Origin of the sequence: Thalassobaculum sp. OXR-137 (assembly GCF_034377285.1) — a bacterium.
Taxonomy (GTDB): Bacteria; Pseudomonadota; Alphaproteobacteria; order Thalassobaculales; family Thalassobaculaceae; genus Thalassobaculum.
The window spans coordinates 3497869-3510606 of the sequence record NZ_CP139715.1 but is presented as its reverse complement, the minus strand read 5'-3'; the positions used below and the strand labels follow the sequence as shown (position 1 = coordinate 3510606).

General features: G+C 67.4%; 13 protein-coding genes. 2 read left to right on the top strand and 11 right to left on the bottom strand.

What is annotated here, in order from left to right; all coding sequences use genetic code 11:
• Window positions 1–25: 25 nt before the first annotated feature.
• From choV to T8K17_RS16190, 9 genes are all read right to left on the bottom strand, one after another.
• Entirely contained in the window at window positions 26–1075 is a 1050-nt protein-coding gene (gene choV / locus T8K17_RS16230; RefSeq protein WP_322330783.1) for a choline ABC transporter ATP-binding protein, read from the bottom strand.
• Between the two features lie 8 nt (window positions 1076–1083).
• Window positions 1084–1917, bottom strand: a complete 834-nt coding sequence (gene choW / locus T8K17_RS16225) for a choline ABC transporter permease subunit (protein WP_322330782.1) — start codon at window positions 1915–1917, stop codon at window positions 1084–1086.
• A gap of 62 nt (window positions 1918–1979) precedes the next feature.
• Window positions 1980–2906 carry a choline ABC transporter substrate-binding protein gene (locus T8K17_RS16220; RefSeq protein ID WP_322330781.1) on the bottom strand — a complete coding sequence of 309 codons (927 nt, stop codon included), beginning with the start codon at window positions 2904–2906 and terminating at the stop codon, window positions 1980–1982.
• Between the two features lie 130 nt (window positions 2907–3036).
• Window positions 3037–4338: an FAD-binding oxidoreductase gene (locus tag T8K17_RS16215; protein ID WP_322330780.1), complete on the bottom strand. Its 1302-nt coding sequence runs from the start codon at window positions 4336–4338 to the stop codon at window positions 3037–3039.
• A complete protein-coding gene (locus T8K17_RS16210) occupies window positions 4338–5354 on the bottom strand; it encodes a branched-chain amino acid ABC transporter permease (RefSeq protein ID WP_322330779.1) in 1017 nt (338 codons plus the stop codon). Before T8K17_RS16210 ends, T8K17_RS16215 begins: the two co-directional genes overlap by 1 nt.
• Window positions 5355–5364: 10 nt before the next feature.
• Window positions 5365–6240: a branched-chain amino acid ABC transporter permease gene (locus tag T8K17_RS16205; RefSeq protein WP_322330778.1), complete on the bottom strand. Its 876-nt coding sequence runs from the start codon at window positions 6238–6240 to the stop codon at window positions 5365–5367.
• A gap of 12 nt (window positions 6241–6252) precedes the next feature.
• Window positions 6253–6957 (bottom strand): ABC transporter ATP-binding protein, encoded by a 705-nt coding sequence (locus tag T8K17_RS16200; RefSeq protein ID WP_322330777.1) that lies wholly within the window; start codon window positions 6955–6957, stop codon window positions 6253–6255.
• 13 nt (window positions 6958–6970) lie between these two features.
• Entirely contained in the window at window positions 6971–7756 is a 786-nt protein-coding gene (locus T8K17_RS16195) for an ABC transporter ATP-binding protein (RefSeq protein WP_322330776.1), read from the bottom strand.
• A 51-nt stretch (window positions 7757–7807) separates the two neighbouring features.
• Window positions 7808–9130: an ABC transporter substrate-binding protein gene (locus tag T8K17_RS16190; RefSeq protein WP_322330775.1), complete on the bottom strand. Its 1323-nt coding sequence runs from the start codon at window positions 9128–9130 to the stop codon at window positions 7808–7810.
• Between the two features lie 243 nt (window positions 9131–9373).
• On the opposite strand from T8K17_RS16190, the gene T8K17_RS16185 reads away from it, so the two are divergent.
• Both T8K17_RS16185 and T8K17_RS16180 read left to right on the top strand, forming a co-directional pair.
• The gene (locus tag T8K17_RS16185) at window positions 9374–10384 is read left to right on the top strand and encodes an NAD(P)H-quinone oxidoreductase (protein ID WP_322330774.1); all 1011 of its coding nucleotides are present in this window, start codon (window positions 9374–9376) and stop codon (window positions 10382–10384) included.
• Between the two features lie 14 nt (window positions 10385–10398).
• Window positions 10399–10887, top strand: coding sequence for an L-2-amino-thiazoline-4-carboxylic acid hydrolase (locus T8K17_RS16180; RefSeq protein ID WP_322330773.1), 489 nt, complete (start codon window positions 10399–10401; stop codon window positions 10885–10887).
• Window positions 10888–11147: 260 nt separating this feature from the next.
• Here the strand turns inward: T8K17_RS16180 and T8K17_RS16175 are convergent, their stop codons facing one another.
• A complete protein-coding gene (locus T8K17_RS16175) occupies window positions 11148–11915 on the bottom strand; it encodes a RibD family protein (RefSeq protein WP_322330772.1) in 768 nt (255 codons plus the stop codon).
• Window positions 11912–12709, bottom strand: coding sequence for a creatininase family protein (locus T8K17_RS16170; protein WP_322330771.1), 798 nt, complete (start codon window positions 12707–12709; stop codon window positions 11912–11914). Before T8K17_RS16170 ends, T8K17_RS16175 begins: the two co-directional genes overlap by 4 nt.
• Window positions 12710–12738: the final 29 nt, after the last annotated feature.

Genomic DNA, 12738 nt, shown 5'->3' with positions numbered 1-12738 from the left:
GCGAGAATGGAGGGCAGCTCGCCCCCTACCCTTTCCCCTCGCCCAACGACACAAGCCGTTCCAGCAGCGAGTCCCGCGTGACCATGCCAACGGTCTCGTCCCCGTCGCGGACCAGCACTGGGTTTGGATCGCGCAGGATGCACCCCATGACGTCCTCGATTTCGGCGTCGCGGTCGACGGTCACCTCGGAGACCGCCCCCGAGACCGGCACCATCACGTCTCCCGCGGTCAGCACGCCGAGCGGATTCATGTTGTGCACGAACTCCGCCACGTAATCATTTGCGGGATTTGAATAAATATCCCGCGGCGTTCCGCATTGGACGATCCGCCCGCCGTCCATGATGGCGATCCGATCGCCCAGCTTGAACGCCTCGTCCAGGTCGTGGCTGACGAAGACGATCGTGCGCTGCAGACTCTTCTGCAGGTCGAGCAACTCGTTCTGCAGGTGGGTGCGGATCAGCGGGTCCAGGGCTGAGAACGGCTCGTCCATCAGCAGGATCGGCGCCTTGGTCGCGAAGGCCCGGGCGAGGCCGACCCGCTGCTGCATGCCGCCGGACAGCTCGGCCACCTTGCGGTCGGCCCAGTCGGACAGGCCCACCAGCGCCAGCTGCTCGGTCACCTGCTCTGCCCGCTCAGCGGCACCCATGCCGGCCAGCTCCAGGCCGAGGCCCACATTCTCGGCCACGCTGCGCCAGGGCAGCAGGCCGAACTGCTGGAACACCATGGCGACCCGCTGCTGCCGCAGCCGGCGCAGGGTCGCCGGATCGGCCTCGGAGATGTTCACCATCCCGTCGCCGTCATTGACCATCACGCAGCCGCGGGTCACCGGGTTCAACGCGTTCACCGCCCGCAGCAGGGTCGACTTGCCGGAGCCGGACAGGCCCATCAGCACCAGGATCTCGCCCTCGGCCACGGTCAGGGAGCAGTCGTGCACGCCGAGGACCTGGCCGGTCTCGGCCTGGATCTCGCCGCGCGTCTGGCCGGCATCCATCAGCGGCAGCGCGGTCTGCGGCGTGTCGCCGAAGACGATGGAGACGTTCCGGAATTCGACGGCGGTGCTCTCTCCGGTATTCATTCCCCCGCTCATTCTTTCGTCACCCGAAGCATCCGGTCGAGCATGATGGCGACCACCACGATGATGAAGCCGCTCTCGAAGCCGAGCGCGGTGTTGACCTGGTTCAGCGCCCGGACCACCGGCACGCCGAGCCCGTCGGCCCCCACCAGGGCGGCGATCACGACCATGGACAGGGACAGCATGATGGTCTGGTTCAGCCCGGCCATGATCTGCGGGAAGGCGTAGGGCAGTTCCACCTTCCACAGCTTCTGCGACGGCGTGGCGCCGAACGCCTCCGCCGCCTCCAGCAGGTGGGTCGGGGTCGAGACCACGCCGAGATGGGTCAGCCGGATCGGGGCCGGCAGCACGAAGATCACCGTGGCGATCAGCCCCGGGACCATGCCGATGCCGAAGAACACGATGGCCGGGATCAGGTAGACGAAGGTCGGCAGGGTCTGCATCAGGTCGAGCACCGGCCGCAGCACCCGGTAGAGGCGCGGACGGTGGGCGACGGCGATGCCGATCGGCACCCCGATGCCCATGCACACCACGCAGGCCGACAGGACCAGGGTCAGAGACTCCGTGGTCTCCTCCCAATAGCCCTGGTTCAGGATGAACAGGAAGCCGAGCACGATGAAGGCGGCGGTCTTCCAGTTGCGCTGCAGCGCGTAGGTCAGCCCGGCGAAGATCGCGATGATCACCAGCGGGTGCGGCCCCTGCAGCACCGTCAGGATCGCGTCGATCATCCATTCGAGCGCGTCCGACAGGGTCCAGAAGAACCAGCCGCCGTTGGTCTGCAGCCAGTCGAACAGCTCCCCCGCCGTCCGGCCGACCGGGATCTTGGTCTCGGTCAACCACTCCATGTCCTACCCCCGCCCGTTGGAGCGGGAGGGGCGCGGTGCCCCTCCCCCATACCCGCTGTCGCTCAGAGCCCGAGCGCCGATTTCACCGCCGCCTTGGCGTCGCCGCCATCCTTGGTGGTCACGCCGTCGAGCCAGCCCATGACCACATCCGGATTGGCCTTCATCCAGGCGGTCGCCGCCTTGTCGGGCGCGGTGCCGTCATCCAGGATCGCGCCCATGATCTCGTTCTCCATGGCGAGCGAGAACTTCAGGTTCTTCAGCAGCGCGCCGACATTCTTGCACTCGTCCACATAGCCGGCGCGGGTATTGGTGTAGACGGTCGCCCCGCCCAGATCCGGGCCGAAATAGTCGTCGCCGCCGGTCAGGTAGGTCAGGTCGAAATTGGCGTTCATCGGGTGCGGCTCCCAGCCGAGGAAGACCACCGGCTCGCCGCGCTGATCGGCCCGCTTCACCTGGGCCAGCATGCCCTGCTCGGAGCTCTCCTTGACGTCGAAGCCCTTCAGGCCGAAGGCGTCCTTCTCGATCATGTCGAGGATCAGGCGGTTGCCGTCATTGCCCGGCTCGATGCCGTAGATCGTCTCGTCCAGGGCGTCGGCATGCTTGGCGATGTCGGCGAAGCTCTTGATGCCGAGCTTGGCGCCGGCGGCGTTGGTCGCCAGGGTGTATTTCGCCCCTTCCAGGTTCTCGCGCACGGTGTCGACGGTGCCCTTCTCGCGATACGGCGCGATGTCCCCTTCCATGGTCGGCATCCAATTGCCGAGGAACACGTCGATATCGCCCTGGGCCATGGAGGTGTACGTCACCGGCACGGACAGGACCTTGATGTCGGTCTCGTAGCCCAGCGCCTGCAGCACCTCGGTGGTGGCGGCGGTGGTGGCGGTGATGTCGGTCCAGCCCACATCGGAGAAGGTGACGGTCTCGCAGCTCGCGTAAGCGGTGCCGGCGGAAAGGCTCAACGCCAGGGCAAGCGCGGCGGTTCTGGTTTTCATCGCGAAAACTCTCCCGTTTCTGTTCGATGGCTTGGATCGCCCGCCGGTTGCGGACGATCATGGCGCCTATCACAGCACAGATCCGGGAGAGGTCAACCGAAGCGCCTGAACGGCCGTTCAGCGGGGCGCCTCAGTCCTGCGCGTCCAACTGCCGGTAGCGGACCAGGGCGGCCTGGGCGAGACGGCCGAGCGAACTCACCAACGGCATCGGCTCGATCTCCATCTTCGGCAGGCCGAGCGCGTCGTCCGGCTTGCCCTGGGTCCAGTCGGCCAGCTCCTTGCCCATGGCCACGCCCAGCGCCATGCCGCGGCCGTTATAGGCGATCGGCGTGATGGCGCCCGGCCCAATCGAATGCACCCGCGGCAGCCGGTTCGGCGTCATGGCGATGCGGCCGTTCCAGACATATTCCAGCCGCCGGTCACGTACCTGCGGGAAGGCATTGCCGATCCGCTCGGCGATCCAGGGGCGGATGCGGGCATCCATGTTCAGCGGCAGGGCCAGGGTCGCACCGGTGACCAGCCGCCCCGCCCGGTCCTTGCGGAACGGATAGAGGTCGCGGCGGGTGTCCGAGGAGGAGATGTCGCTGGGGATCACGCTGGCGGCGATGTCCGACGGCATCGGATGGGTGGAGACCTGGTAGTTGATGATCCGCACCAGGGTCTTGGCCAGCGCCGGGATCAGCGCGCCGGTATAGGCGTTGGTGGCGATCACCAGCCGGTCGGCGGTCACCTGCCCCTGCGGCGTGGTCACCCGCCATTCCGTGCCCTCGCGGGTGACGGTCAGCGCCGGCGAGCCGGTGAACACCTTGGCCCCCTGCGCCATCGCCGCCTTGGCGAGGCCCTGGGCCAGGGCCAGCGGGTTCACATGGCCGCCCGAATGCATGAACAGCGCGCCGTGATAGATGTCGGTGCCGAGCTTGTCCGCGATCTGGCCGGCATCGAGCAGGTCGGACCGCGCCTGGCGCCGGGTCCATTCGCCGTAGCGCTTCTCCAGCAGCTTCATGCGCGAGGCCCGGTGCGCCGGCTGGGCCCAGCCGTTCTGCACCGCATCGCAGTCGATGGCGTATTTTCGGATCAAATCGAAGGTCAGGGACGCGCTGTCCCGCAGGAAGGCGACCATCCGCTCGCCCGCATCGGCGCCGAACTTCGCCACCAGCGCGTCGGGATCGCCGGCGGCCAAGGTCGGGATGATGTGCCCGCTGTTGCGCCCGGAGCCTCCGAAGCCGGCCCGGGCCGCCTCCAGCACCACCGCGGAGATGCCGCGCTCGGCCATGTGCAACGCCGCCGACAGGCCGGTGACGCCGCCGCCGACGATGACCACATCGGCCTTCACCGAGTCCCGCAGTTCCGAGGTCTGCGGCGGTGGCGGAGCGGTGGCCGCCCACAGGGACGGCGCGTGGGCGGGCAGGCTCTTCGATGTGGAGTCCGACACTATTCCCCCGGCTGCGGCCTCGGTTGCGCGGTCGGGCCGCCGCCGTCGGTGCGCCTGTCGAACATCTCGATCACCCGCCCGACGACGCCACGCGGCATGTAGATGATGAACAGCACCAGCATCGCCCCGTAGATCATGACGTCCAGGCCGTGGACGTCATGGCCCACAGTCTGACGCAGCCCTTCGGTCAGGAGCAACGTGATAACCGCACCGACGGTGGGGCCGAGCTGCACGAACATGCCGCCGGCGATGGCCGCGAACACGATCTGCAGCGAGATCGCGATGCCCGAGGTGGTCTCCGGGTTGATGTAGAGCTGGTACTGGCCGTAGACCGCGCCGCCCACCGCCGTCATCGCCGCCGAGATCATGGTGACGATGAGCTTGGTGCGGGTGACGTGAACGCCGACCGAGGCGGCCGCGTCCTCCTCCTGGCTGATCGCCTCCATGGCGTACCGGATCATCGAGCGGTCCACCATGCGCCAGACCAGCAGGCCGATCACCCAGACCGCGACGACGATGTAGAACCAGGTCACCTTGTCGGAGAACTGCATGGCGATGAACGAATTCGGCGTATCCGCCGAGATCACGCTGTTCGGGGTGACGCCAAGCGAGCCGCCGGTGTAGTCGCGCAGGGCCACGATCAGCAGCCGCGCCACCTCCGACAGGGCCAGGGTGACCAGGGCGAAATAGTGCCCGGTGATGCGGAAGCGGAAGCACGGGAAGCCGATCATGAAGCCGACCGCGGCCGAGACCACGACGGCGACCGGAATGCCGATCCAGGGGGTGATGCCGGCATGGTTCCACAGCATGGTCACCCCGTAGGCGCCGATGCCCATGAAGGCGCCGTGGCCGAGCGACACAAGCCCGAACCGGCCCATCACCGACCAGCCGGTATAGATGAAACCCCAGAGCAGGATCGAGATGGCGATGTGCAGGACGTAGTCGCTGAAGCCCAGCGTCGGGATGCTGAGGATGGCGAGGAATCCGACCGCCTTGATGATCATGGGAATGTTCATGCCCGCCCCCTCAGTTCTTCGATCCGAGAATGCCCTGCGGGCGGATGAACATCATGACGATGAAGAAGGCGAAGGCGATCACGTAGCCCCACTCGATCTCGGCATAGAAGCCTCCCAGCGCGATGAACTCGGCAAAGATGAAGGCGGCGATGAACCCGCCGATCATGTTGCCGAGCCCGCCCATGACGCAGACCATGAAGGTGATCGGCCCGAAGGTCAGCCCGATCGCCGGGTGGATGTCGTAGAGCAGCACCAGCAGGCACGCCCCGAGCCCGGCGAGCCCGCCGCCCAAGGCCGAGGTCACCAGATAGATCTTGCCCGGGCTCACCCCCATCAGCGGCATTACGTCCCGATCCTGGCTGATCGCCCGGATCGCGGTGCCGAGATAGGTGCGTTTCAGGAACAGCCAGAGGCCGACCACCGCCACCAGACTGATCACGAAGGCCAGCAGGCGGGTGATCGGGATATACATGTCCCCGGCCTCGATGCTGCCGAAGGTGACGCCCAGGTTGCGGAACTCGACGGAGAAGGCGAGCGTGGCGAAGCCCTGCAGGAAAAACAGCACGCCGCCGGTCACCAGAAGCTGGTTGATCGGTTCGGTATGCAGGATCGGCCGGATGATGAAGTGGTGCAGGATCGCCCCCAGCAGCGCCACCACCAGGATCCCGGCGATCATCGCCAGCGGCAGCGGCACGCCGTAATCGCTGTACAGGAAGTAGATCGTGTACATGCCGAGCATGATCAGCTCGGCGTAGCAGATCCACACCACGTCGATGACGCCGAAGATGATGTTGAGCCCGAGGGACAGCAGGGCCAGGACACCGCCGAACAGCAGGCCCTGGATGACGGTCTCCCAGAAGAACGGGTCGGTGAGCGGGAAATCCACGGCGCTTCTCCTTCAGAGACCGATATAGGCGCGGCGGACATCGTCGTTTTCCAGGAGGTCCTGGGACGATCCGCTCATCTTGATCTGGCCGACCTCGAGCAGGTAGGCGCGGTCCACGACCTTCAGAACCTGCTGGATGTTCTGCTCGACGATCAGCACGGTGTAGCCCTCCTGCCGGATGCGCCGGACCAGGTCGAACACCTGCTGCACGATCACCGGCGCCAGACCGGCCGACGGCTCGTCCAGCAGCAGCAGCTTCGGTCCCGACATCAGCCCGCGGCCGATGGCGCACATCTGCTGCTCGCCGCCGGACATGGTCCCGGCGAGCTGGTGCCGCCGCTCCTTCATGCGCGGGAACAGCTCGTAGACATAGGCGAGCCGGTCCTCGAAATGCGATCGGGCCGACGCGATGAAGCCGCCCATCTTCAGGTTCTCCTCGACCGTCAGCCGGGGGAACAGGCGCCGGTGTTCCGGCACATGGGCGATGCCCATCTCGATGATCCGGTGCGCCGGCACATCGTTCAGCGACACCCCCTCCATGGCGATCTCGCCGCCGTTCAGGTCGATGACCTTGGAGATCACCCGCAGCAGCGAGGTCTTGCCCGCGCCATTGGGGCCGATCACCGCCACCGCCTCGCCGGCCCGGACCTCCAGACTGACGTCGAACAGCGCCTGGAAAGTGCCGTAACCGGCGGAAACGTTCTTCAATTCAAGCATACGCCGTCCCCCGTCACGCGCCGACTGTCTCGCCGGTCGCCTGCCCGGCGACCTGCGTCTGCACGGCTTCCGCATCGGAGCCGAGATAGACCTCGACCACCTTGGGATCGTGCGCCACCTCGTGCGGCAGTCCGGCGGCGATGATCTCGCCATGGTCCAGCACGATGCAGCGGTCCACGACGCGCATCAGCACGCCCATGATGTGTTCCACCCAGATGATGGTGATGCCCCGCTGCTCGCGGATATGGCTGAGCATGTCCGCGGCCTGCTCCATCTCCTTCTCGTCGAGGCCGCCCAGGCTCTCGTCGGCGAGGAGAAGGCGCGGTTGGGTGGCCAGCGCCCGGGCCAACTCGAGCTTCTTCAAGCCCGCTGCCCCCAGCCCGTCGACCCGGGCGCGGCCGTCCACCGGGAGCTGCGTGAGTTCCAGCGCGTCCTCGGCCCGGCGCCACGCCTCCTCGCGGGAGATCGAGCCGTCGGAGCCGAAATACGCGGCGAGCGCCACGTTCTCCAGGATCGTCAGTTTCCGGAAGGGGCGCGGGATCTGGTAGGTGCGCCCCACCCCCTTGTGACAGACCTGGGTGGGGGCGAGACCCGTGATGTCCCGCCCCTCCAGGGTGATGGTGCCGGCGGTCGGCGGAAGCGCCCCGGCGATCAGGTTGAAGGTGGTGCTCTTGCCCGAGCCGTTCGGTCCGATCAGGCCGAGGATCTCCCCCTCGCCCAGATCGAACGCGACCTCGTTGACGGCGGTGAAGCCGCCGAACTTCTTGGTCAGGCCGCGGACCTGCAACATCTCTCCCATCGCCGAACCTCTTGTGCTGACGTGACCGGTATCTGAACGCTTAAGTCTGCGTCAGCGCGCGTAGGTGTGGCCGTCCGGGAGCGGAAGCACCGGATCCATGGTCTGGATCGGGGTCGGCCAGACGATCTTCGTCGCGCCGTCCACGTACTGCATGACCACCGGCGAGGAGCGCTCGTTCTGGCCGGCCATCTGATGGCCCGGCGGGTTGAACTTCACGCCATAGCCCTGGACCGTGCCGCCCACCGGGATGTCGGTGTCGAGCGCGGCCTTGCGCAGGGCTTCCGGATCGTACCCGCCATACTGCTTGATGGCGCGCGGCAGCACGTCGCTGAAGAAGATCCAGGCCTGGTTGAAGCCCATGGAGGTGTGCGGCGGCACTTCGGTGGCGCCGGTCTTCTCCTTGTAGCGCTTCACCATCTCGGCCGTCAGATCGCCGAGGCCGGGGGCCAGGGTCTTCGGGTCGAGAAGCTGTGCGGCCACCGGATCCGTGTTGTAGATGTAGTTGGCGTCCTCGCCGAAGGCCTCGGTCAGCTTGTCGATCTGGCCGTAGCCGGCGCCGTGGCCGATCAGCGCCTTCCACTTCAGGCCCTGCTCCTTGGCCTGACGCAGGAACAGCGTGATGTCCGGGTTGTATCCGGTGTGCAGGATGACGTCGGCCCGGGCCCGGCGCAGCTTGGTGATCAGGCTGGACAGGTCGGGGGCGGTGGCGGAGTAGCCCTCCTTCAGGGTCACGTCCATGCCGTAGCCCTTGCAGGTCTCCTCGTTGCCCGACGCGACGCCGGACCCATAGGGGCCGTCCTCATAGATGATCGCGACCTTGAGGTCCGACGGCTTCATGCCGAGCTTCTTCTCGGCGTACTCGTTCAGGAAGGTGCAGGACGCCCAGCCGAACTGGTCGGAGTGGACCTGGCCTCGGAACACGTATTTCAGGTTCTTGTCCTTGAACACCGCCGACGACACGCAGACGTTCGCCCACATGAACTTCTGCTGCGCGTCGACCTTCTGGGCCATCGGCACGCAATGCGCCGAGGAGAACACGCCCATGATCAGGTCGACCTTCTCCTGGTCGAGCAGACGGGTGGCTTCGTTGATCGCGACCTCGGCCTTGGACTGGGCGTCCGCCACGATGGTCTCGATCTTGTGGCCCTCAACGCCCCCCTGTTCGTTGATGAGCTCCACGGCGATCTCGTTGCCGACGGCGGCGGCCGTCGACCCGCCGGCCGCGAACGGCCCGGTGAAGTCGTAGATCACGCCGATCCGGATCGGATCGGCCGCCTGTGCCGTCGCCGGCATCAGGGAGAGGATCGGGAGGGCGAGTGCGGCCGCGCCAAGCGCGGACATCGCCGCCCGACGGGCGACCTTGGTTGAATTCATGACGTTTCCTCCGGCTCTTATGAGCATGCACGTCCGGTGAGCCCGGATCGCTGATTGGACGCCAAGTGTCGAAACGGCGGCTGTTGAGAGTCAAGATGGTAAACCGGCGTCAATCACCCGGTTTGCATGCGCAGCCGTTCGCGGAGTGCACGCGCGTCTCCGCGACCACCCTTTCCAAGCTGGCAATTCCAAGCGGCGGCCGCATGGTCTAGGAAGGAGCCTCGTTCAACAGGGAGGAACACAATGACCGACATTCCGGGGACCGACATTCCGGCGACGATGACGGCGATCGAGATCGAAGGCGCGGGCGGTCCGCCCGAGGTGCTGAAGCCGACCACCCGCGACGTGCCCGCCCCCCAGGCCGGCGAGGTTCTCGTGAAGGTCGCCTATGCCGGCGTGAACCGGCCGGACTGCATCCAGCGTTCGGGCGGCTATCCGCCGCCGCCGGGTGCCTCCGACATTCCGGGCCTGGAAATCGCCGGCGAGGTGGTGTCGATCGCTCCGGACGTGACCCGCTGGAAGGTGGGCGACAAGGTCTGCGCCCTGGTGCCGGGCGGCGGCTATGCCGAGTACTGCACGGCGGCCTCGGATACCTGCTCGCCGATCCCCGAGGGCTATTCCCTGGAGGAGGCCGCGGCGATCCCGGAGAACTACTACACGGTCTGGACCAACGTGTTCGAGCGCGGCCGCCTGCAGAAGGGCGAGACCATCCTCATTCACGGCGGCTCGTCCGGAATCGGCACGACGGCGATCCAGCTCGCCCATCATTTCGGCGCGACGGTCTACGCCACCGCCGGCTCGGCCGAGAAGTGCAAGGTCTGCACCGATCTGGGCGCCGACCAGGCGATCAACTACCGCGAGGAGGATTTCCAGGCGGTGATGAAGGAGGCCGGCGGCGCCGACGTGATCCTCGACATGGTCGGCGGGCCGTACATCCAGAAGAACGTGGACAGCCTGAAGCTGGAGGGCCGGCTGGTGCAGATCGCCTTCCTGCAGCCGCCCCAGGTCGACGGCTTCAACTTCCTGAAGGTGATGACCAACCGGCTGACGATCACCGGCTCGACCCTGCGGCCGCGCACGGTGGCCCAGAAGGCGGCGATCGCCCGTCAGCTCGAAGAGAAGGTCTGGCCGCTGCTGGCCGCCCGCACGGTGAAGCCGATCATGTACAAGACCTTCCCGCTGAAGCAGGCGGCCGAGGCGCATGCGCTGATGGAATCGAGCCAGCATATCGGCAAGATCATGCTGAAGGCATAACGGGGGAGATGGCCATGGCCGAAGAGGTAACGCTGGAGCAGCTCAGGGCGGCGGTGAACATGCGGGCCTCCGCCTATGGCCACATCTTCGACGTGCTCAAGGAGAAATTCGGCGCCGAGGAGGCGGTCGAACTCCTCGGCGAGGCGACCCGCCGGCTGGGCACCGACATGGGCGCGCATTTCACGGCGTACGGGCCGGCCGATACGGTCGGCCTGTGCGACGCCTTCCTGGGCGGTATCCCCGGCCGCGACGCGATGTTCGCGCCCGAGGTGATCGAACGCAGCGACGCGCGGATCGAGATCCAGTTCCACCGGTGTCCGCTGAAGGATTTCTGGGTCGCCGACGGGCGGTCGGAAGAGGATGTGGAACGGCTCTGCCGGGCGGCGGGCCGGATCGATAGCGGCCTGTTCGAGACCGCCGGCTTCGTCTTCAAAGGCCGCACCTGGCAGCCGGGCCAGGACGGCTGCTGCCGCCTGATCGTGGAGCCGGGGACGGAGGGGTGAGAGTTCGGCCCGCTGGAGCGTTCGAGACAGTCCGCCGACGCTCCAGCACGCTGCCGCCGAGGTGCCGGATCAAGCCCGGGATGACGACTTTGCGGGCTGGGAACTTACCCTTCTCCTCTCACACTCCCCGGATTTATTCCGGGGCGAGCGGCAAGGAGTGAGCGGAAAGAGTCGCTCAAGGCCGTCCTTGGAAGCGATCCCAGGCGTGGCCCCGGAATAAATCCGGGGAGTGATCAGAGGTAAGGGGAGAGGAAGCCCCCCTACCGCTGCGGCACCAGGTCGAACAGGGTGTCCGCCCCCAAACCATACCGCGCGCTGGAGAAGCGGCGGGCCTCGTCCATCGTCTCCACCTCGTCCAGCAGAAAACCCTGGCGGCCGGAGCCCAGGATGATCGGCGCCACCATCACATGCAGCCGGTCGAGACACCCGGCCCGCAGGAAATGCGACAGGGTCGCCGCCCCGCCCTCGACCAGCACCACGTCATGGCCGATGGCCGACAGGCTGTCGAGCACACCGCAGGGATCGACGATGCCGCTCTCGTCCGGCTCGCAGGGCAGGTCGACACCGGTCACCATGGTCGGCGCCTCGTCGTCGGTGAACAGCTTGCGGTCCTGCGGCACGCTGCCGTTGCCGGACAGCACCACCCGGGTCGGGTTCTCGCCGGCGCAGCGCCGAACGGTCAGCGACGGATCGTCCGCCCGCAGGGTCCCCGACCCGATGATCACCACATCGACCAGCGCCCGCAGCCGATGCAGGTGGTCGAGCGCCTCCGGTCCGTTGACGTAATGGGAATGGCCGCGTGCCGTGGCGATGCGGCCATCCAGGGTCTGGCCGCTCTGGGCGATCGCCACCCGGCCACGCGCCGCCGCCTCCACCAGGTCGAGCAGCGCCGGCGCGCCGGGAATGTCGGAGCCCTCCTCGCGCATCCGGCCGATCTCGGCGATCAGCGGCCGGGCGTCGCCCTCCAGCCGCCGGACCTGCCGGGCATGCAGCATGGTCTCGCGGATCGTCTCCCAGGTAATGCTCACGCCAGTCCCCCGAACCCTGCCAGATCGTCCAGTACCGCCGCGAGCCGGCCGGCCATCGCGTCGATGATGCGGTGGCCCAGCTCCGCCGAGGCGGCCGCCGCGTTGCCGGTCACCCCGGCCGGGTTGAGGTCCTGGGCCATCCAGCCGAGACCCGTCGCCCCCTCCCCCTCCAGCGCGGCGAAGCCCTTTTCCCACGCCTGGGCGCTGGAGGCAAAGTCGGCCGCCGCCGCCTGTCGCACCAGCTCGGGCGCCGTGGCGAGCATCATGGAGGTCTCCAGCATGCCGCCATGCAGGCCGTAACGTTCCTCGTCGGGGCCGAGCTCGACCGCATCGCCCAGCAGCCGGAAGGTCGTCGCCCGCACCACCGTCATGCCATGGGCGACCCGCAACCGCGTGGCGACCACGTCGACCAGCCCGGTCTGGCCGCCATGACCGTTCAGGATCACCAGCTTGCGCAGCCCCGCGCGGGCGACCGAGGCGCCGATGGCGGTCCAGGCGGCGATCACCGTCTCCGCCTCCAGGGACAGGGTGCCGGGAAAGGCCAGATGCTCCGGGCTGAGACCGACGCGCTGGGTCGGCAGGCGCAGCACGGTGGCGACCGTCGACCCTTTCGCGCGCGCGGCGGCAACCACCGCGTCGGTCAGGATCGCGTCGGTGCCGAGCGGCAGGTGCGGGCCATGCTGCTCCACCGCCGCCACCGGCAGCAACGCTACCGCATGCTCCGGCACGCCGCCGGCCAGGTCGGCGGTGGTCAGATGTTCCCAGTCGATCCAGGTCGGGGTCTGAAGGTCCATCCCCAGAACCAACGCCAGCGGGACGCCGG

Coding starts and splice junctions, on each gene's coding strand:
- choV (WP_322330783.1), bottom strand. CDS start 1,075: ATGAATACCGGAGAGAGCACCGCCGTCGAATTCCGGAACGTCTCCATC.
- choW (WP_322330782.1), bottom strand. CDS start 1,917: ATGGAGTGGTTGACCGAGACCAAGATCCCGGTCGGCCGGACGGCGGGG.
- T8K17_RS16220 (WP_322330781.1), bottom strand. CDS start 2,906: ATGAAAACCAGAACCGCCGCGCTTGCCCTGGCGTTGAGCCTTTCCGCC.
- T8K17_RS16210 (WP_322330779.1), bottom strand. CDS start 5,354: ATGAACATTCCCATGATCATCAAGGCGGTCGGATTCCTCGCCATCCTC.
- T8K17_RS16200 (WP_322330777.1), bottom strand. CDS start 6,957: ATGCTTGAATTGAAGAACGTTTCCGCCGGTTACGGCACTTTCCAGGCG.
- T8K17_RS16195 (WP_322330776.1), bottom strand. CDS start 7,756: ATGGGAGAGATGTTGCAGGTCCGCGGCCTGACCAAGAAGTTCGGCGGC.
- T8K17_RS16190 (WP_322330775.1), bottom strand. CDS start 9,130: ATGAATTCAACCAAGGTCGCCCGTCGGGCGGCGATGTCCGCGCTTGGC.
- T8K17_RS16185 (WP_322330774.1), top strand. CDS start 9,374: ATGACCGACATTCCGGGGACCGACATTCCGGCGACGATGACGGCGATC.
- T8K17_RS16180 (WP_322330773.1), top strand. CDS start 10,399: ATGGCCGAAGAGGTAACGCTGGAGCAGCTCAGGGCGGCGGTGAACATG.
- T8K17_RS16170 (WP_322330771.1), bottom strand. CDS start 12,709: ATGGACCTTCAGACCCCGACCTGGATCGACTGGGAACATCTGACCACC.